The sequence below is a fragment of the Pseudomonas coronafaciens pv. oryzae str. 1_6 genome (assembly GCF_000156995.2).
Lineage (GTDB): Bacteria > Pseudomonadota > Gammaproteobacteria > Pseudomonadales > Pseudomonadaceae > Aquipseudomonas > Aquipseudomonas tremae.
In genome coordinates, this window is sequence record NZ_CP046035.1 from 404299 (window position 1) to 422952 (window position 18654).

Genomic DNA, 18654 nt, shown 5'->3' on the forward strand with positions numbered 1-18654 from the left:
TCAGGTAGCTTGGTCCAGCAGGCGATTGGCGTACATGCGGCATTCAGCCAATAGCGCCAGCAGGTTAGGGTCGCGTTCCTTTGACTTGAGAAAGACCATGCCGATGTGCTGCTGCATCCGGTAACGGCTCTGCAGCGGAATCAGCCGCACGCGGTTTTCATAGACTGCGGCGATGCGTCCCGGCAGCAGGGCATAGCCGACGCCGGAACTGACCATGCTCAACAGAGTGAAAATATCATTTACCTGCATCGCCACCTTGGGCTCGAACCCGGCTTGCCGGAATACCCGTACTCCGTCGCGATGGGTTGCGAAGCCTTGGGTAAGGGTGATGAACGTCGCTTCGCGCAAGTCGCTCAAGTCCACTTCGTCGTGTGCCGCGAACGGTGAATCGGTCGGTACGGCGAGGAAGATGTCATCTGAAAACAGCGCCAGGTGTTCGCAATCCGGGTCGTTGGTGCTTTCGTCCAGCGACACCAGCATCGCATCGACTTCCATGTTCTTGAGCTTGTAGAGCAGGTCGATGTTCGAGCCTAGAATCAGGTCGATATTCAGCTCGCTGCGACGTATCTTCAGGCCCATGATCAATTGCGGCACGGTCTTGACCGTCAGCGAGTACAGCGCCCCAAGGCGAAAACGTGCCGCCGAGAAACCCGCGGCCTGGCGCGTCAGCTCGACCGTGGCGAGCACATCCTGCACCAGCTTTTGCGCGCGCTCTTCCAGCACATAAGCACTTTCCAGCGGTGTCAAATTACGCCCTTCGTGCTTGAACAGAGGGCAGCGCAGGGCGCTCTCCAGAGAATGGATCGCCCGGTGAACGCTGACATTGCTGGTCTGCAGCGCTTCTGCAGCACGGGCCAGATTGCCTGTGCGCATGAACGCCAGGAATATTTCCAGTTTCTTCAGCGTGAGTTCGTCATCGATCTGCATGTCGTGGCGCTTGTTGTTGGTGTGCGCTGATTGTGCCCAACTCATGCCCCGATAGCTGCTTAAAATATCCCTCACAGACATAGGTGTTGCGGTTTGTTTCAATAAGCCGGAGCCTCTGTAACCAGTGTTTTCGCCATAAGAGGGTATAGAGCGGATGTACTACGGAGAAAAATTCAACGCGTGGTCCCACCTGGTGGGCGCAGTGTTGGCGACCGTCGGCGCGATCTGGCTGCTGGTCATGGCAAGCCTGCAGGGTGATGTCTGGAAAGTGGTCAGCATGGCGATCTACGGTGTCTGCCTGATAACGCTGTACAGCGTTTCAACCGTCTACCACAGCGTTCAGGGGCGCACGAAGTCGATCATGCAAAAGGTCGATCACTTTTCGATCTACCTCATGATCGCTGGCAGTTACACGCCATTCTGCCTCGTCACGCTGCGCGGCGCGTGGGGCTGGACGCTGTTCGGCATCGTCTGGGGACTGGCGCTGATCGGTATTTTGCAGGAGATAAAACCCCGCTCCGAAGCGCGAATCATGTCCATCGTGATCTACGCCGTGATGGGCTGGATCGTGCTGGTGGCGGTCAAGCCGCTACTGGCTGCGCTCGGCACGGCGGGCTTCATCTGGCTGGCTGGCGGCGGCGTGCTGTACACCGTCGGCATCCTGTTCTTCGCCTACGACCAGATCCGCCACTTTCACGGCATCTGGCACCTGTTCGTGATCGGCGGCAGCCTGATGCATTTTGTGGCTATCTGTTTTTATGTGTTGTGAAGGTGGGCGCTGAAGCCAGGTTCTCGTTGGGTTCGATTATCGTTACCACGCTCCAGCGTGGTAACGCCCTCGTGGACGCTTCGCGTCCGCTCTTGAGCCTTCAATGCGGAGCATTGGCGCGATAAACAGTCAGAAATCGCCCCACAATTGCTGCGCCACGCTTAAGGCAACCACCGGGGCGGTTTCTGTGCGCAGGACGCGTGGGCCAAGGCGGGCGGCGTGGAAGCCTGCGTCTTGCGCCTGATCAATTTCTGCATCGTTCAGTCCGCCTTCCGGGCCGATCAGGAAAGCCAGGCTGGCTGGCTTGTCATGGCTGGTCAGCGGTTCGGCCACCGGGTGCAGCACCAGCTTCAGGTCGGCTTCGGTCAGCTTGATCCAGTCGGCCAACGGCATGGGCGGATGGATCACCGGCACTACCGAGCGACCGCACTGCTCGCAGGCACTGATCGCGATCTGCTGCCAGTGCGCCTGACGCTTCTCGGCGCGTTCGTCCTTGAGGCGCACTTCGCAGCGTTCGCTGACAATCGGGGTGATCTCGCTGACGCCCAGCTCGGTCGCCTTCTGAATCGCCCAGTCCATGCGCTCGCCACGCGACAAGCCTTGGCCCAGATGAATGCGCAAGCCTGACTCAACCTGCCCGGCGAAGCGCTCGGTCATTTGCACGCGCACACGCTTTTTGCCGACTTCCAGCAGCGTGCCGCGAAACTCCAGGCCCGAGCCGTCGAACAGTTGCAGCGCATCGCCCTCGGTCATGCGCAGCACACGGCTGATGTAATGCACCTGAGCCTCGGGCAGCTCGTGCTCGCCCAGGCTCAGCGGCGTTTCAGTGAAAAAGCGGGACAGTCTCATGGTGTGTCTCGGTTCTGATGTTTATTTTGTGATGATGGCTTCGCAGACAAGTCCGCTCCCACGAGCGAACCGTCGACTAAACACTGTGGGAGCGGACTTGTCCGCGAAGGCGCCAGCCATTGCGCCGAAAATTCCGGCCCTAACCCGGATCCCTGAAATCCGGATGGAAATTCTCGCGCACTGCAACACTGATGCTGCTGCGCGTCGCGATATCAATGCCTTCGCTGGCCACTTCAGCGAGAAAGTCGATCTGCTCCGGGGTAATCACATAAGGCGGCAGGAAATACACCACGCTGCCCAGCGGACGCAGCAACGCGCCACGCTCCAGTGCATGCTGGAATACCTTCATGCCACGCCGCTCCTGCCACGGGTAAGCAGTTTTGGTGGCCTTGTCCTGAACCATCTCGATCGCAATGGCCATGCCGGTCTGACGCACTTCCGCGACATGCGGATGATCCACCAGGTGCGCCGTTGCCGTCGCCATACGCTGCGCCAGCGCCTTGTTGTTCTCGATGACGTTGTCCTGCTCGAAGATATCCAGGGTCGCCAGCGCAGCAGCGCAGGCCAGCGGGTTGCCGGTATAGCTATGCGAGTGCAGAAACGCGCGCAGGGTCGGGTAGTCGTCATAGAACGCGTCGTACACGTCGTCTGTGGTCACGCAGGCCGCCAGCGGCAGATAGCCGCCGGTCAGCGCCTTGGACAGACACAGGAAATCCGGGCGAATGCCGGCCTGCTCACAGGCGAACATGGTGCCGGTACGGCCAAAACCAACGGCAATTTCATCGTGGATCAGGTGCACGCCATAGCGGTCGCAGGCTTCGCGCAGCAGCTTGAGATACACCGGATGATACATGCGCATGCCGCCGGCTCCCTGAATCAGGGGCTCGACGATCACTGCCGCGACACTGGCGTGGTGCTCGGCGAGGGTCTGTTCCATCGCGGCAAACATATTCCGCGAATGCTCTTCCCAGCCCATGCCTTCAGGGCGGTGATAGCAGTCAGGGCTTGGCACCTTGATGGTGTCCAGCAGCAGCGCCTTGTAGGTTTCGGTAAACAGCGGCACATCGCCGACCGACATCGCCGCCATGGTTTCACCGTGGTAGCTGTTGGTCAGGGTGACGAAGCGTTTCTTCTCTGGCTGGCCGCGATTGAGCCAGTAGTGAAAGCTCATCTTCAGCGCAACTTCTATGCACGAAGAACCGTTGTCGGCGTAGAAGCAACGCGTAAGACCTTCGGGGGTGAGCTTGACCAGCCGCTCGGACAACTCGATTACCGGCTGATGGCTAAAACCGGCCAGAATCACGTGCTCCAGCTGGTCGACCTGATCCTTGATGCGCTGGTTGATGCGCGGGTTGGCATGCCCGAACACGTTCACCCACCAAGAGCTGACAGCATCCAGGTAGCGCTTGCCTTCAAAGTCTTCGAGCCATACGCCTTCACCACGCTTGATCGGTATCAGCGGCAGATTTTCGTGGTCTTTCATCTGGGTGCAGGGGTGCCACAGGACCTTGAGGTCACGTTGCATCCACTGGTCATTGAGGCCCATTTTCAATCTCCGGGTAGCGACTCGCCTGATGCGAGGACGAACAATCGCGCAAGCCTATGCAATGCCCGCCCATGGAACAACCTTTGATGCAGTTTTAAAGCCCGATTGACATTGCTGGCAGCTATTTGATGGCTCGCGTATCCTGCGCAGCGAGTCGATCTTTCGGGGTGACTTGCCCAATCTTTCCTACGTTTTTTCGGAGTTCGCCGAATGCTTTCTGGGTGGCTGCGCGCATGTGCGCTGATAGTTGCAGGGCTGGTCAGCGTTTCGACGCTCGCCGATGAAAAACAACGCACCGCGATCGTCGTCGGCGGTGGTCTGGCAGGCCTGACTGCTGCCTATGAGCTGCAGGCCAAGGGCTGGCAAGTGACGCTGCTTGAAGCCAAACCTGTGCTGGGCGGTCGCTCCGGTCTGGCAACCAGTGAATGGATCGGCAATACCAAGGCCCAGCCGGTGCTGAACCACTACCTGGACAGCTTCAAGCTACCTACCGTGCCAGCCCCTGAATTTGTGCGTACGCCCAGCTACCTGATTGACGGTGTGTACTTCACTCAAGCCGACCTGGCCGTCAAACAGCCTGCAACCGCCGAAGCCATCAAGCGCTACAACGACACGCTGGACAATCTGGCGCGCTCGGTTGACGACCCGGAGAACCCGGCGTCCAACAGTACGCTGTATGCCCTGGATCAGATCAACGTCGCCAACTGGCTGGACCGTCTGAGCCTGCCTGCCACGGCCCGTCAGTTGATCAATCAGCAGATCCGTACCCGCTATGACGAGCCTTCGCGGCTGTCGCTGCTGTACCTCGCCCAGCAATCACGGGTTTATCGTGCTGTCGATGAGCGTGACTTGCGCGCTGCGCGCTTGCCCGGTGGCAGTGCGGTATTGACCCAGGCTTTCGTCAAGCAGCTAAAGACCGTCAAGACCAACTCGCCTGTGACGTCAGTCATTCAGGAGAAGGACAAGGTCACCGTAAAGGCTGGCGCCACCAGCTACACTGCGGACTACGTGGTCATGGCCGTACCGCTGCGTTCGCTGAGCAAGATTCAGATGACGCCAGCGCTGGACGCCCAGCACATGGGCGCGATCAAGAGCACCAACTACGGCTGGCGCGACCAGATCATGCTCAAGTTCAAGACCCCGGTCTGGGACAGCAAGGCGCGCATGTCGGGTGAAGTGTTCAGCAACACCGGCCTGGGCATGCTGTGGGTCGAGCCTGCACTCAAGGGTGGCGCCAATGTGGTGATCAACCTCTCCGGCGACAATGCCCGCATCATGCAATCATTCGGCGACAAGCAGATGGTCGATCAGGTTTTGATCCGGCTGCATGCGTTCTACCCTGAAGCCCGCGGCGCCTACACCGGCTATGAAATTCGTCGTTACAGCGTTGACCCCTCGACGGGAGGCTCCTACCTGGCGTTCGGTCCCGGTCAGATCAGTAAATACTGGCGCTTGTGGGAAAGGCCGATACTGCGTGTAGCCTTCGCCGGCGAACACACGGACACCTTGTACCCTGGCACGCTGGAAGGCGCTTTGCGCAGTGGTCAGCGTGCGGCCAGTCAGGTGCAGGATCTGGCCGCTGGCAAATCGTTCGAGCCAGTCAAGGTCGCTCCGCCGAAAGCCCCGGCGCCGGCTTCGCAGAAATCCGAAGGCAACTTCTTCAGTAACCTGTTTGGCGGTGGTTCTTCCGACAAGCCGTCTGAACCCGTAAAACCTCAAGCGGACAAGCCTGGCTTCTTCTCGCGCATGTTCGGCGGCTCTGAAGCGCCGGCTCCCGCGCCTGTACCTGCCCCGGTAGAGAAAGCCCCGGAGCCCGCTCCAGCGCCAGCGCCGGTTGCAGCGCCCGCTCCTGTGGTCGCACCGGCAGTCCAGCCTCCGGTAAAGGCCGAGCCTGCGAAAAAGCCTGCCGCCAAGACTGATGCTGCGAAAAAGGAAGCAGCCAGGAAGGACGCCGCCAAAAAAGAAGCCGCCAAGAAGGAGGCAGCAAAAAAAGAGGCTGCGAAGAAGGCTCAGGCCAAGCCTGCTCCCGCCAAGCCATCCGCTGAAACAGCCCCCGCAGACGCCAACAACTGACTTGGCGCCAGATGACTGAAAGGGACGCGGCTCACGCCGCGTCCCTTTTTTTACGCGTGCCGAATTCGTTCCGTTTTATGTGCGCTGATGAGACCGGGCGTGATTATGCCGTTCATCGGTATCGAACGGCCGATGGTCATTGCAAAGTGTTACTGACTGCAAATTATCGCGATGCTGCTGCGACAAACGCCGTCTGGCAACCCTGAGAGGCTCGCCAGACATTGATAAACCAGCATGGCGAAAGCAAAAGCTTCATGCAGATCCATCGTATTGTTCGATAGGTCAAAGCGAAATTTTGCGCTTTCATTCGATAGATAAAAAGCTAGTCTGGTAATACTTCTGACAGGTACTGGTAATGCAGCTACGTAATTCATCCTCTCGCTACGGTCTGGTCAGCATGGTGCTGCACTGGGGTGTGGCTGCTGTCGTGTTTGGTATGTTTGCGCTGGGGCTGTGGATGGTCGGGCTGGATTACTACGACACTTGGCGCAAGGCCGGCCCTGATCTGCACAAAAGCATTGGCATCACCCTGTTTGCGGTCATGTTGATCCGTGTGGTCTGGCGCTTGCTCAGCCCGCCGCCACCGCCGTTGACCAGCTACAGTAAGTTGACGCGTCTCGGCGCAGCGTTCGGCCATCTATTCCTGTACGTCGCACTGTTTGCCGTGATGTTTGCCGGCTACCTGATCTCCACAGCTGATGGTGTGGGAATACCGGTATTCGGTCTGTTCGAGGTGCCTTCGCTGGTATCAGGTCTTCCTGACCAGGCAGAAACCGCGGGCTGGATTCATTTGTATCTGGCTTGGGTCATCGTGATATTCGCGGTGCTCCACGGCCTTGCTGCACTGAAACACCACTTCATCGATCACGATGTGACGCTCAAGCGCATGCTGGGTCGTAATTGATTGTTTAACCAAAAAGGGAAGAAAAGCATGTTGAAGAAGTCTCTCGCCGCTCTGGCTCTGGGTACTGCACTGTTGTCTGCCGGCCAGGCCATGGCTGCCGACTACGTTATCGACAAGGAAGGTCAACACGCATTCGTTGACTTCAAGATCAGCCACCTGGGCTACAGCTTCATTCACGGTACGTTCAAGGACTGGGACGGCACGTTCAGCTTCGACGCTGCCAAGCCTGAGGCCAGCAAAATCAATGTCGAGTTGAAGACCGCCAGCCTGTTCACCAACCACGCCGAGCGCGACAAGCACATCTCCAGCAAAGACTTCCTGGACGTTGCCAAGTACCCGGAAGCCAAGTTCGTTTCCACCAGCGTCAAATCGACCGGTGAGAAAACAGCTGACGTGACTGGCGACCTGACCCTGCACGGCGTCACCAAGCCAATCGTGATCAAGGCGACTTTCAACGGCGAAGGCAAGGATCCGTGGGGCGGCTACCGTGCCGGTTTCAACGGTACTTCGACGCTGAACCTGAACGACTTCGGCATCAAAGGCCCTGGCCCGACGTCGCAGACGCTGGACCTGGACATCACCTTCGAAGGCGTACAGAAGAAGTAAGTGTTCGCCTGATCGACAAAACGCCGACCCTTGGGTCGGCGTTTTTGTTGGTGCTGCCCAGAATCGGACGCGGCGCGTGGGAGCCATGATCGACACCACAAACAAAAACGCCCCGAGCAAGTCGGGGCGTTTTTTTGTTGCGTGGCTGTCAGCTGTCGCGGTTGCGGGTCAGCAGGGCCGGTTTTTCACCGCGTGGGCGTGCTGGCAATTGGTCCAGTTGCTCGGCAGACGGGAAGCGGTCGATCTTTGATTCCTTGTGCACGATCTTCGGCTGAGGCTGACCGTCGCGCGGGGCGCGTACAGCAGGCTCTTGGCCTTCACGTGGCAAGGGTTGATCTTCACGTGCCGGGCGACGACCGCGTGGCTGACTATCGCGCGAGCGCGGTGCCGAAGAACCCGAGCCGTTACGCTTGGGTGCGCCAGTAGCGGAACCGGTACGTGGTGCGCCACCCGCAGGGCGGCCCGAATTGGCCGGGCGTGCAGCGCCACCGGTTGCCGGTGCTGCGCCAGGCGCGGCAGCAGGGCGACGACCGCGGTTCTGGCCTTTGCCCTGATAAGGGCTCACGTAGTCAGCGCGATTACCGAAGTTATCTACTTCGTCATCGCGGAACTCGTCCGGGGCGCGATCCGACGCCGGGCGCGGTGTGGCTGGTTGCGATGCACGCTGTTCGCTGCGAGGCGTGCCCTCACGAGGTTTTTTTTCGCGTGGCTGCCTTGCAGGACGTTCGCCAGTGGCGGCAGCAGCGGCAGGTTTTTCCTTGCCTTTGTCCTTGCCCTTGTCGCGACGACCGCCGTTGTTCTTGTCGCCATCGGCACGAGCAGGGCGCGCACCACGGGAATTGCGAACATCCGGACGCTCACGTACTTCCGGCTTTTCAGCCTCGACTGCCGTGATGTCGAAGCCCATCAGGTCGCCATCCGGGATTTTCTGCTTGGTCATGCGCTCGATGCTTTTGAGCAGCTTTTCTTCGTCCGGTGCAACCAGCGAAATGGCTTCGCCCGAGCGACCTGCACGACCGGTACGGCCGATGCGGTGTACGTAATCTTCGTCGACATTCGGCAATTCGAAGTTGACGACGTGTGGCAGCTGATCGATATCCAGGCCGCGTGCGGCGATGTCGGTCGCGACCATGATGCGCACATCACCGGCCTTGAAGTCGGCCAGAGCCTTGGTGCGTGCGTTCTGGCTCTTGTTGCCGTGGATAGCAACGGCGGCAAGGCCGTGCTTGTCCAGGTACTCGGCCAGACGGTTGGCGCCGTGCTTGGTACGCGTGAAGATCAGCACCTGTTCCCAGGCCCCCACGGTGATCAAGTGCGCCAGCAACGAACGCTTGTGGTTGGCCGCAAGACGGAACACCCGCTGCTCGATACGCTCGACCGTGGTATTCGGAGGCGTTACTTCGATGCGCTCGGGGTTGTGCAGCAGCTTGCCTGCCAATGACGTGATGTCATTGGAGAACGTCGCCGAGAACAGCAGGTTCTGACGCTTGGCCGGCAGACGAGCCAGGACCTTTTTGACGTCATGTACGAAGCCCATGTCGAGCATCCGGTCTGCTTCATCAAGCACCAGGATTTCGACGTGGGAAAGATCAACGCTGCCTTGACCGGCGAGGTCGAGCAGGCGGCCAGGGCAGGCTACCAGTACATCCACACCGCGGGACATGGCCTGAACCTGCGGGTTCATGCCTACGCCGCCGAAGATGCAGGCGCTGACGAACTTCAGGTCGCGTGCATAGAGCTTGAAGCTTTCATGCACTTGCGCGGCGAGTTCGCGAGTCGGGGTCAGGACCAGTACGCGCGGTTGGCGCGGGCCATGACGCTGGGATTTGTCCGGAACACCATTGGGAAACAGCCGCTCCAGAATAGGGAGGGCGAAACCACCGGTTTTACCAGTACCTGTCTGCGCCGCAACCATCAGGTCGCGACCTTGCAACACGGCGGGAATTGCCCGCTGTTGCACGGGGGTAGGCTGGGTATAGCCCGCTGCCTCGATGGCGCGGACTAAAGCCTCGGAGAGACCGAGGGAAGCAAAGGACATGAGTAATCCTGTTCTGTTGGAGCTTAAGCTCAAGGGATGTCTTGCCTGGCGCGAATGGCGTGTAAAGACAACGCGATCCCGTCCGGTCCTGCAGGGTCTTCAGTGCATCTCGTGACGTCTGCGCTTGATGAAAAAAATGCGCTGATGGCGTGAACGAGTGACGATTGCAAGACCGCGCGTCCGGGCGTAAGCCTGGCGGGAAGGCTGGAGTATAACAGAGCGAGCGCAATACGCTGCTTTCCTGCTGCCCAACGGTGTATCAGGCCGCGATCTTCAGGGAATTGCCCGTCAGATCACGGCTTTGCAGGACTGTCAGCGTGGCAATTGCAGGTTGTTCCACACCGCCAGACTCGGTTCTGCCTGGTTCAGCGTGTAGAAGTGCAGGCCTGGGGCGCCACCTTGCAGCAGGCGTTCACACATCTGCGTAATGACTTCTTCGCCAAATGCCTGAATGCTCTGCACGTCATCGCCGTACGCTTCCAGTTGCTTGCGGATCCAGCGCGGGATCTCTGCGCCGCAGGCATCGGAAAAGCGTGCCAGCTTGCTGTAATTGGTGATCGGCATGATGCCGGGCACGATCGGGATGCTCACTCCCATCTTTTCGACGCGCTCGACAAAATTGAAATAGCTGTCGGCGTTGAAGAAGTACTGGGTGATTGCGCTGTCGGCACCCGCGTTGGCCTTGTTGACGAAGTGCTTGAGATCGTCTTCGAAATTGCGCGCCTGAGGGTGCATTTCCGGATAGGCGGCAACTTCGATGTGGAAGTGGCTGCCGGTTTCTTCACGAATGAAGGTCACCAGGTCGTTGGCATGACGCAGCTCGCCGCTGGCCATGCCCATGCCGGAAGGCAGGTCGCCACGCAGGGCTACGATGCGCTTGATACCTGCTTCCCTGTACTGGGCCAGCAGGTTGCGCAAGTCGTCCTTGCCGTCGCCAACACACGACAGATGCGGCGCGGCAGGCACTTTTACTTCGTTCTCCAGCTGCAACACGGTATTGAGCGTGCGGTCGCGGGTAGAACCACCGGCACCGTAGGTGCAGGAGAAAAAATCGGGGTTGTACGTGGCCAGCTGACGAGCAACGGTCAGCAGCTTTTCATGTCCAGCGTCGGTCTTGGTAGGAAAAAACTCGAAACTGAAGCGGCGATCTTGAGACATGGAGCCGATCTCATCGTAGGAGCGAACTTGTTCGCGAAAAGGTCGGAAGGACCTTCAGATACCGAGCATCACCGGAGTATCAACTACGTCCGGTGAAGGCTGATTGCAACCTCTGCCCACTTGCACGCGAGCAGACGGCCCGATCCGCTTCTTTTGGCAGCAGAAGCGTACCGGACCTGCTCAATCAGTAGCGGTAAGCATCTGGCTTGAACGGACCTTCGACGGTCACGCCGATGTAATCGGCCTGGGTCTTGGTCAGCTTGGTCACCACACCGCCGAAACCGCGGACCATTTCCAGGGCCACTTCTTCGTCGAGTTTCTTCGGCAGTACTTCAACAGTCAGACGCTCTGCTTTCTTGGCCGGAGCCAAGTCAGCGTACTTCTGCTCGAACAGGAAGATCTGTGCCAGAACCTGGTTGGCGAACGAGCCGTCCATGATGCGGCTTGGGTGACCTGTGGCGTTGCCCAGGTTAACCAGACGGCCTTCGGCCAGCAGGATCAGGTAGTCATCGTTCTGCGCGTCGAACGAGCCGGCGCCAGTACGATGGATCTTGTGAACCTGCGGCTTCACTTCTTCCCATGCCCAGTTCTTGCGCATGAAAGCAGTGTCGATTTCGTTGTCGAAGTGACCGATGTTGCACACTACAGCGCGTTTTTTCAGCGCTTTAAGCATGTTGGCGTCGCAGACGTTGACGTTACCGGTGGTGGTCACGATCAGGTCGATCTTGCCCAGCAGAGCCTTGTCGATGCTGGCTTCGGTGCCGTCGTTTTCGCCGTCGATGAACGGGGAGACAAGCTCGAAACCATCCATGCAAGCCTGCATGGCGCAGATCGGGTCGACTTCGGTCACTTTGACGATCATGCCTTCCTGACGCAGGGACTGGGCCGAGCCCTTGCCCACGTCACCGTAGCCGATCACCAGCGCCTGCTTGCCGGACAGCAAGTGGTCGGTGCCACGCTTGATGGCGTCGTTCAGGCTGTGACGGCAGCCGTACTTGTTGTCGTTCTTGCTCTTGGTCACCGAGTCGTTGACGTTGATGGCCGGGATTTTCAGCTCGCCCTTGGCCAGCATGTCCAGCAGACGGTGAACGCCGGTGGTGGTTTCTTCGGTCACGCCGTGGATCTTGTCCAGCATCGCCGGGTATTTCTTGTGGATGATCTCGGTCAGGTCGCCGCCGTCGTCGAGGATCATGTTGGCGTCCCATGGCTGGCCATCCTTGAGGATGGTCTGCTCGATGCACCACTCGTACTCTTCTTCAGTCTCGCCTTTCCAGGCGAAAACAGGGATGCCCGCAGCGGCGATGGCAGCAGCGGCCTGGTCCTGAGTCGAGAAAATGTTGCAAGACGACCAGCGTACTTCGGCACCCAGGGCAACCAGGGTTTCGATCAGTACAGCGGTCTGAATGGTCATGTGGATGCAGCCGAGAATTTTCGCGCCCTTGAGCGGCTGTTCAGCGGCGTACTTGCTGCGCAGACCCATCAGGGCAGGCATTTCGGATTCGGCAATGATGGTTTCGCGGCGGCCCCAGGCGGCCAGAGAAATATCGGCAACCTTATAGTCGTTAAAATCTGCGGGCGTGATTACAGCACTCATTGAGAGTCTCCATTCCATAAAAATGCGAATGGGCGCCGTTGTGCGTTTAAGGCTTGCCGGCTGATGATCAACCTTGCAAACAACGCCCCATCCGAGCCTGACAGGGAAAACCTGCTGCAGCGCCCCTCGGACAGGTGGCGGGAACGGTATCAAGCGTTGATGACCGTTGTGAAACGTTTGGCAGTATAGCTGTGCTGGCGATTCTTCCCAAGGCTTTCTGTCGGGTTAAAGGCCATGCTTTTGCCATCTAGCGGTAATAGGGTCGATGCACAGTCTCTATGAGACCAGCATGGGCGGAAGCCTTCTGCTCTGCCATCATGCAACCCTCTACCGGCCATACGCTCAGGAATGAACATGAATTTCCACACCCGCAAGTGGGTAAAGCCCGAAGACCTCAACCCCAACGGCACCCTGTTCGGCGGTAGCCTGCTGCGCTGGATCGATGAAGAGGCTGCGATCTATGCGATTGTCCAGTTGGGCAACCAGCGGGTGGTGACCAAGTATATTTCCGAGATCAACTTTGTCAGCGCTTCGCGTCAGGGCGACATCATCGAGCTGGGCATCACCGCCACCGAGTTTGGCCGCACCTCGATCACCCTCAAATGCCAGGTGCGCAACAAGATCACCCGCAAGAGCATCTTGACGGTCGAGAAGATCGTCTTCGTCAACCTCGACGAAGACGGCCAGCCAGCGCCACATGGGCGGACCGAGATCCGCTATATAAAGGATCAGTTCGACGTAGAGGACTGACGTTCAGGTTGCTGAAGATTGGACGCAGAGCGTTCGCAACGGCATGCCCACGCAGAGCGTGAGCATGATAGTTACAAAGTGATCGTACCTCACGCTCCGCTTGCGAATGCCCTTCACGACGCTCCGCGTCGTCCACACAGCTTGGCTCAGCCCTTGGCCTGGAACTCTCGCAACCACGCCAGGCCTTCGCTGGTATCGCCTTTCGGGCGGTATTCGCAGCCGATCCAGCCGGTGTAGCCCAGATCGTCGATGACGTTGAACAGGTGCTCGTAATTCAATTCGCCGAGGTTCGGCTCGTTGCGATCCGGTACGCCTGCAATCTGAATGTGGCCGATGCCTGCAAAGTCCCGGCGCAGCTTGCTGGTCAAGTCGCCTTCGACGACCTGGCAGTGGTAGCAGTCGAACTGCACCTTCAGGTTGTCTGCACCCACCAGCCTGCGGATTTCCTGCGCCTGATCCTGGCGGTTGAGGAAGAAGCCCGGCATGTCACGCGTGTTGATCGGCTCGATCAGGATCGTGACACCAACAGACTTCGCCTGCTCGGCCGCAAACGCCAGGTTTTCCAGATAAACCGCCTGATGGCGCTCGCGCAAGTCCTCGCTGGGCAGCAGACCGGCCATCACATGCACGCGGTCATTACCCAACACCTGCGCATATTCCAGCGCACGTTCGATGCCACTGCGAAATTCCGCTTCGCGGCCTGGCAATGTCGCGATGCCTCGTTCGCACGCATCCCAGTCGCCCGGTGGGGCGTTGAACAGTGCCTGCACCAGGCCGTTGTCGCTCAGGCGTTGTTTGAGCTCCTGCGGCGTGTAGGCGTAAGGAAACAAATACTCGACCGCCCCGAAACCGTCGGCAGCGGCGGCGGGAAAGCGCTCAAGAAAATCATGCTGTGGATAGAGCATGCTGAGGTTGGCGGCAAAACGAGGCATGTTGACTCCAGTCTTCAAAAGGTCAGACGAATGGCCAAAGCAGCAGAGTGATCACGAAACCCAGTGTGCCGAGCAGCGTGACCAGCACAGTCCAGGTGCGCAAGCCGTCGGCGACGTTGAGGCCCGCCAGTTTGGTGAACATCCAGTAACCGGCGTCGTTGATGTGCGACATGGCCAAACCGCCACCGCCCATTGCCAGGCACAGCAGGGCAAGGTGATTGGCACTCAGGTCAAGTGTGGCAATCAGCGGGCTGAGAATACCGGCGGTGGTCACCAGCGCAACAGTGGTCGAACCCTGAACAGCGCGCAGTAACAGCGTCAACAGAAAGCCCAGCGCCAGCACTGGCAGACCAGTGTTGCGCAGCGCCTCGGAAACCACCGCACCAATACCGGTATCCACCAGCACCTTGCCGAACACGCCACCGGCACCGGCGATCAGGATGACCATCGCCACACCGGGCAACGCCGAGCCGATTACGTCGGACACCTGCGTGCGGCTCCAGCCACGACGCGAGCCCAGCAGCCAGGCGCACAGCAGGGTGTCGATCAGCAGCGCCACCAGCGGCGCGCCGAGAACCGTCAGCACTGCACGCAGCGTGGAGGTTGCGGGCAGCAGCGTGGTTGCCAGAGTGCCCATCAAAATCAGCACGATCGGCAGCAGAATCAGGGCGATGATCAGCCCGAAACCCGGTGCGGGCGCTGGCGGCAGCTTGCTTGCCAGGCTGCTGGCGCTTTCTTCTGCGCCCAGGGTTTTGGTTTCGGTGGCTTCACGCACGCCGGAATAATCGTTGCGCGCCCAGGCTTCCAGGTCTTCGTTGGTGACGTGCGGGCCGTAGACTTCGGCGCGGATGTCATCGGTCATCGGGTAGGTCTTGCGGGTCATGCGGCCCGCGACGAAGTAGCCGACCATGCACAGTACCGCCACGATCGGAATACCCAGCATCAGCACGCGACCCAGGTCCGCACCCAACTGACTGGCAGCGGCAACCGCGCCGGGGTGTGGCGGCAGGAACGCGTGTACCGCCAGCAAGGCAGCACACATCGGCAGCGCGAAAATCAGCAACGGCTTGCGCGCCGCGCGGGCCACACCATAAGCCAGCGGCATGAGGATGATCACGCCGACCTCGAAGAACACCGGGATGCCGACCATGAAGCCCGCGATCGTCAGGGCCAGCGGCGTACGCTTGTTGCCGAAGCGGTTGATCAGGGTTCTGGCCAACGCTTCGGCGCCGCCCGACAGCTCGATGATGCGCCCGATCATTGCGCCCAAGGCAATGATGATCGCGATATGGCCGAGGGTCTTGCCCATGCCGCCTTCAATGGTGGCCACCAGATCGGCGGGTTTAACACCGGCGACCAAGGCCACGATGATGCTGACCAGCATCAGGGCGACAAAGGGCTGGAATTTGTACTTGAGCACCAGAAACAGCAGCAGTGCGATGCCCGCACCGGCCACGACCATCAACATGAGCGGCGTCATGCCCGTGTACTCCGACCAATGTTGGTGAAGATTGAATGCGAAACAGCGGGTTTGTGGTGAGTCATGCTCTCGATTCCTGTTGTTATTGTTTTTTGGCCGGGAGGCGTCGTGCGCCTCACGATCAATGTGTGCCCGTTACCACTTCGCGCCGAACACCTGACGCAATTCTTCAAGCGCCGTAGGGTCAAGCGGGTCAGGTTTTGGATCGGTCATCAGCCATAGACGAGCTGTTTCTTCCAGCTCTTCGAGGGCGTAGCAGGCCTTGGCCACCGAGCTTTCCCAGACCACCGGGCCGAGCCGTTCAAGCATCACGCCGCGCACGCTGTTGGCCAGATGCGCAACACGTTCGGCGACTTTTGGCGAGCCCGGACGTTCGTAAGGGATCAAGGGGATGTGGCCGACTTTCATGACCTGATAGGGCGTCAGCGGCGGCAGAATGTCGTCTTCACGCCACACGCCGGCCAGGGTCAGCGCCACCAGATGCGTCGAATGGGTATGCACCACGCCGCCGACTTCAGGGTTGCGGTCGTAGACTTCGCGATGTAACGCAAGGGTCTTGGACGGCTTGCTGCCCGACACCCATTCGCCAGCCAGATTGACCTTGGCAATATCTGCCGGGTCCATGCGGCCCAGGCAGGCGTCGGTCGGCGTGATCAGCCAGCCGTCATCAAGGCGCGCGCTGATGTTGCCGGCGCTGCCAACCGTGTAGCCACGGCCATACAACAGGCGGCCGACGTCGCAGATTTCCTGACGCAGGGCGTTTTCATCAATCATCAGGCTTCCCCCGCCAAATGCTTGAGGGCTTTGGCGAAGAAGTCGCGAGCACCGAAGTTGCCGGACTTCAGCGCCAGTGCCAGCGGCTCACTGCCACTGCTGACGGTGGCCGGGACACCTGGATCGATCTGTGCGCCGATCTGCAACAGTTGCACGCCCAATGCCTGAACCACGGCCCCGGACGTCTCGCCACCGGCCACCACGAAACGGCGTACGCCAGCGTCGAAAAGGCCTTTGGCGATTTCGCCGAGTGCGGCTTCGACCATCGCGCCGGAGCGTTCGACGCCCAGTTCTTTCTGCACGGCTTTGACTTCGTCCGGGGTGCTGGTGGCGTAGATCAGCACTGTCTGAGCGGCGTCTCTTGCAAACGCCAGCGCCTGCTCGACTACTGGTTTGCCAGCGGCCAGATCAAGCGGGTTGATGCGCAGGGCAGGGCGATTGGCTTCCAGCCAGGCCGCGACCTGGCCATTGGTCGCAACCGATGCACTGCCTGCCAGCACCACTTCACCGCCGCTGATGGCGATCTGTTTGGCCGCGTCGATATCACGCAACTTGCCGGCCTTGCGGAAGTTGCCCGGCAGGCCCAATGCCAGCCCCGAACCGCCGGTCAAGAGCGGCAAGTCGGCGCAGGCTTCGCCCAGGGTGTACAGGTCGGCGTCCGACAGGGCATCGGCGATGGCCATGCGCACACCTTCAGCGCGCAGCTCGGCAATTTTGCCGCGTACGCTTTCTACGCCTTTGGCAACCGTGTCGTAGCGCAACAGGCCGACTTTGTGGGTGGTCTGCGCTTGCAGCACGCGCACCAGATTGGCATCGGTCATGGGTGTCAGCGGATGGTTCTGCATGCCCGATTCGCTGAGTAACTGGTCCTGCACGAACAGGTGACCACGGAAAATCGTGCGGCCGTTTTCCGGAAAGGCTGGGCAGGCGAGGGTGAAATCACTGCCCAGTTGTTCCAACAGTGCTTCGCTGACCTGGCCGATGTTGCCTGCTGCGGTCGAGTCGAAGGTCGAGCAGTACTTGAAGAAAATCTGCTCGCAGCCGCGCTCGCGCAGCCATTCCAGCGCAGCGAGGGACTCTGCAACCGCTTCAGCGCTTGGCGTGGTACGGGATTTCAGGGCGATGACAATCGCGTCGGCGTCCAGCCCCGCAGCCATTTCGGCGCTGGGGATACCGATGCTTTGCACGGTGCGCATGCCGCCACGGACCAGCATGTTGGCCAGATCGGTCGCGCCGGTGAAATCGTCGGCAATGCAGCCCAGCAGCGGGCGAGCGGTGTTCAGGCTCATCATTCGCTCCTCAGGCTTTTTCAGGCTTGGCTTTGGGCAATTCGATGCCCGGGAAAATCTTGATCACTGCCGAGTCATCTTCACGACCGTAGCCAGCGCTGGAAGCCTGCATGAACATCTGGTGCGCAGTGGCCGACAGCGGCAGCGGGAATTTGCTGCTGCGTGCGGTATCCAGCACCAGGCCCAGGTCCTTGACGAAGATATCCACAGCCGACAGCGGTGTGTAATCGGCGTTGAGGATGTGCGGCACGCGGTTTTCGAACATCCACGAGTTACCGGCACTGTTGGTGATCACTTCGTACAGCGCGTCCGCATCGACGCCTTCACGCAGGCCGAGCGCCATCGCTTCGGCACTGGCAGCAATGTGCACGCCGGCCAGCAACTGGTTGATGATTTTGACCTTCGAGCCCAGGCCGTGGACGTCGCCCAGGCGGTAGACCTTGCCGGCCATGCCGTTGAGGATGGCTTCGGCCTTGGCATAGGACTGGTTCGGGCCGGAGGTCATCATCGTCATCTGGCCAGCAGCGGCCTTGGCTGCGCCGCCGGAGATCGGGGCGTCGAGGTACAGCAGATTCTGTGCGGCAAGACGTTCGCCGAGTTCGACGGCGAAGGTCGGTGCGACGGTTGCGCAGCCGATCACCAGGCTGCCCGGACGCAGGGCCGCAATGGCACCGTTTTCGCCAAACAAGACGGTTTCGGTCTGCTCGGCATTGACCACGACGGTAATGATCACGTCGCAGGCAGCGGCCATGCTTGCTGGGGATTGGCAGGCAACACCGCCTTCCTGGGCGAACGCTTCGGTCACGCTGGTGCGCACATCGCAGGCATGCACATTGAAACCGCTGCGCAGCAACGAGCGGGCGATACCCAAGCCCATCGCGCCCAGGCCGATGACGCCAACGTTTTTAGTGTTCATGCAGTAATCCTCAAAGTCAGTGCCGATGCCTGTGAAGCCGGCATTCGAG

General features: G+C 59.8%; 16 protein-coding genes and 1 riboswitch. Of the genes, 5 read left to right on the top strand and 11 right to left on the bottom strand.

What is annotated here, in order from left to right; translation table 11 throughout:
• The gene (locus POR16_RS01940; RefSeq protein WP_005888292.1) at positions 1-927 is read right to left on the bottom strand and encodes a LysR family transcriptional regulator; all 927 of its coding nucleotides are present in this window, start codon (positions 925-927) and stop codon (positions 1-3) included.
• Between the two features lie 154 nt (positions 928-1081).
• Between POR16_RS01940 and trhA the strand changes: the two genes are divergently transcribed.
• The gene (trhA, locus tag POR16_RS01945) at positions 1082-1696 is read left to right on the top strand and encodes a PAQR family membrane homeostasis protein TrhA (protein WP_005888294.1); all 615 of its coding nucleotides are present in this window, start codon (positions 1082-1084) and stop codon (positions 1694-1696) included.
• 129 nt (positions 1697-1825) lie between these two features.
• Here trhA and POR16_RS01950 read toward each other — a convergent pair whose 3' ends face one another.
• Positions 1826-2545: a 16S rRNA (uracil(1498)-N(3))-methyltransferase gene (locus POR16_RS01950; RefSeq protein ID WP_005888296.1), complete on the bottom strand. Its 720-nt coding sequence runs from the start codon at positions 2543-2545 to the stop codon at positions 1826-1828.
• A 139-nt stretch (positions 2546-2684) separates the two neighbouring features.
• Positions 2685-4091: an adenosylmethionine--8-amino-7-oxononanoate transaminase gene (locus POR16_RS01955; protein WP_005888298.1), complete on the bottom strand. Its 1407-nt coding sequence runs from the start codon at positions 4089-4091 to the stop codon at positions 2685-2687.
• Between the two features lie 210 nt (positions 4092-4301).
• Here POR16_RS01955 and POR16_RS01960 point away from each other — a divergent pair, with 210 nt between their 5' ends.
• From POR16_RS01960 to POR16_RS01970, 3 genes are all read left to right on the top strand, one after another.
• Positions 4302-6164 (top strand): flavin monoamine oxidase family protein, encoded by a 1863-nt coding sequence (locus POR16_RS01960; protein WP_005888299.1) that lies wholly within the window; start codon positions 4302-4304, stop codon positions 6162-6164.
• A gap of 355 nt (positions 6165-6519) precedes the next feature.
• Complete coding sequence (locus tag POR16_RS01965) at positions 6520-7068, top strand: cytochrome b (protein WP_005888300.1); 549 nt, start codon at positions 6520-6522, stop codon at positions 7066-7068.
• A gap of 27 nt (positions 7069-7095) precedes the next feature.
• Positions 7096-7674 (top strand): YceI family protein, encoded by a 579-nt coding sequence (locus POR16_RS01970; RefSeq protein WP_005888301.1) that lies wholly within the window; start codon positions 7096-7098, stop codon positions 7672-7674.
• 148 nt (positions 7675-7822) lie between these two features.
• On the opposite strand, the gene POR16_RS01975 is transcribed toward POR16_RS01970, so the two are convergent.
• The 3 genes from POR16_RS01975 to ahcY all read right to left on the bottom strand — a co-directional run bounded on the left by POR16_RS01975 (position 7823) and on the right by ahcY (position 12464).
• The gene (locus POR16_RS01975; protein WP_005888302.1) at positions 7823-9712 is read right to left on the bottom strand and encodes an RNA helicase RhlE2; all 1890 of its coding nucleotides are present in this window, start codon (positions 9710-9712) and stop codon (positions 7823-7825) included.
• Between the two features lie 312 nt (positions 9713-10024).
• Positions 10025-10870, bottom strand: a complete 846-nt coding sequence (metF, locus tag POR16_RS01980) for a methylenetetrahydrofolate reductase [NAD(P)H] (RefSeq protein ID WP_005888303.1) — start codon at positions 10868-10870, stop codon at positions 10025-10027.
• Between the two features lie 184 nt (positions 10871-11054).
• Positions 11055-12464, bottom strand: coding sequence for an adenosylhomocysteinase (ahcY, locus tag POR16_RS01985; protein ID WP_005888304.1), 1410 nt, complete (start codon positions 12462-12464; stop codon positions 11055-11057).
• Between the two features lie 23 nt (positions 12465-12487).
• Positions 12488-12598: riboswitch (S-adenosyl-L-homocysteine riboswitch) on the bottom strand.
• A gap of 220 nt (positions 12599-12818) precedes the next feature.
• Here ahcY and POR16_RS01990 point away from each other — a divergent pair.
• Positions 12819-13214, top strand: a complete 396-nt coding sequence (locus POR16_RS01990; protein ID WP_002551711.1) for an acyl-CoA thioesterase — start codon at positions 12819-12821, stop codon at positions 13212-13214.
• A gap of 146 nt (positions 13215-13360) precedes the next feature.
• Here POR16_RS01990 and otnI read toward each other — a convergent pair whose 3' ends face one another.
• From otnI to ltnD, 5 genes are all read right to left on the bottom strand, one after another.
• A complete protein-coding gene (gene otnI / locus POR16_RS01995) occupies positions 13361-14146 on the bottom strand; it encodes a 2-oxo-tetronate isomerase (RefSeq protein ID WP_005888305.1) in 786 nt (261 codons plus the stop codon).
• Positions 14147-14168: 22 nt separating this feature from the next.
• On the bottom strand, positions 14169-15626 hold the full coding sequence (locus POR16_RS02000) for a GntT/GntP/DsdX family permease (protein ID WP_005888306.1): 1458 nt from the start codon (positions 15624-15626) through the stop codon (positions 14169-14171).
• Between the two features lie 135 nt (positions 15627-15761).
• On the bottom strand, positions 15762-16400 hold the full coding sequence (gene otnC / locus POR16_RS02005) for a 3-oxo-tetronate 4-phosphate decarboxylase (protein ID WP_005888307.1): 639 nt from the start codon (positions 16398-16400) through the stop codon (positions 15762-15764).
• Entirely contained in the window at positions 16400-17689 is a 1290-nt protein-coding gene (gene otnK / locus POR16_RS02010; RefSeq protein WP_005888310.1) for a 3-oxo-tetronate kinase, read from the bottom strand. The genes otnC and otnK overlap by 1 nt, the downstream gene beginning before the upstream one ends.
• 10 nt (positions 17690-17699) lie before the next feature.
• A complete protein-coding gene (ltnD, locus tag POR16_RS02015) occupies positions 17700-18605 on the bottom strand; it encodes an L-threonate dehydrogenase (protein WP_005888311.1) in 906 nt (301 codons plus the stop codon).
• Positions 18606-18654 lie beyond the last annotated feature (49 nt).

Bases quoted from the DNA above. Each gene is read 5' to 3' on its own strand.
- ltnD (WP_005888311.1), bottom strand. From the start codon at position 18,605: ATGAACACTAAAAACGTTGGCGTCATCGGCCTGGGCGCGATGGGCTTG.
- POR16_RS01940 (WP_005888292.1), bottom strand. From the start codon at position 927: ATGCAGATCGATGACGAACTCACGCTGAAGAAACTGGAAATATTCCTG.
- metF (WP_005888303.1), bottom strand. From the start codon at position 10,870: ATGTCTCAAGATCGCCGCTTCAGTTTCGAGTTTTTTCCTACCAAGACC.
- otnK (WP_005888310.1), bottom strand. From the start codon at position 17,689: ATGAGCCTGAACACCGCTCGCCCGCTGCTGGGCTGCATTGCCGACGAT.
- trhA (WP_005888294.1), top strand. From the start codon at position 1,082: ATGTACTACGGAGAAAAATTCAACGCGTGGTCCCACCTGGTGGGCGCA.
- POR16_RS01965 (WP_005888300.1), top strand. From the start codon at position 6,520: ATGCAGCTACGTAATTCATCCTCTCGCTACGGTCTGGTCAGCATGGTG.
- POR16_RS01955 (WP_005888298.1), bottom strand. From the start codon at position 4,091: ATGGGCCTCAATGACCAGTGGATGCAACGTGACCTCAAGGTCCTGTGG.
- ahcY (WP_005888304.1), bottom strand. From the start codon at position 12,464: ATGAGTGCTGTAATCACGCCCGCAGATTTTAACGACTATAAGGTTGCC.
- POR16_RS01960 (WP_005888299.1), top strand. From the start codon at position 4,302: ATGCTTTCTGGGTGGCTGCGCGCATGTGCGCTGATAGTTGCAGGGCTG.
- POR16_RS01990 (WP_002551711.1), top strand. From the start codon at position 12,819: ATGAATTTCCACACCCGCAAGTGGGTAAAGCCCGAAGACCTCAACCCC.
- POR16_RS02000 (WP_005888306.1), bottom strand. From the start codon at position 15,626: ATGACGCCGCTCATGTTGATGGTCGTGGCCGGTGCGGGCATCGCACTG.
- otnC (WP_005888307.1), bottom strand. From the start codon at position 16,400: ATGATTGATGAAAACGCCCTGCGTCAGGAAATCTGCGACGTCGGCCGC.
- otnI (WP_005888305.1), bottom strand. From the start codon at position 14,146: ATGCCTCGTTTTGCCGCCAACCTCAGCATGCTCTATCCACAGCATGAT.
- POR16_RS01950 (WP_005888296.1), bottom strand. From the start codon at position 2,545: ATGAGACTGTCCCGCTTTTTCACTGAAACGCCGCTGAGCCTGGGCGAG.
- POR16_RS01970 (WP_005888301.1), top strand. From the start codon at position 7,096: ATGTTGAAGAAGTCTCTCGCCGCTCTGGCTCTGGGTACTGCACTGTTG.
- POR16_RS01975 (WP_005888302.1), bottom strand. From the start codon at position 9,712: ATGTCCTTTGCTTCCCTCGGTCTCTCCGAGGCTTTAGTCCGCGCCATC.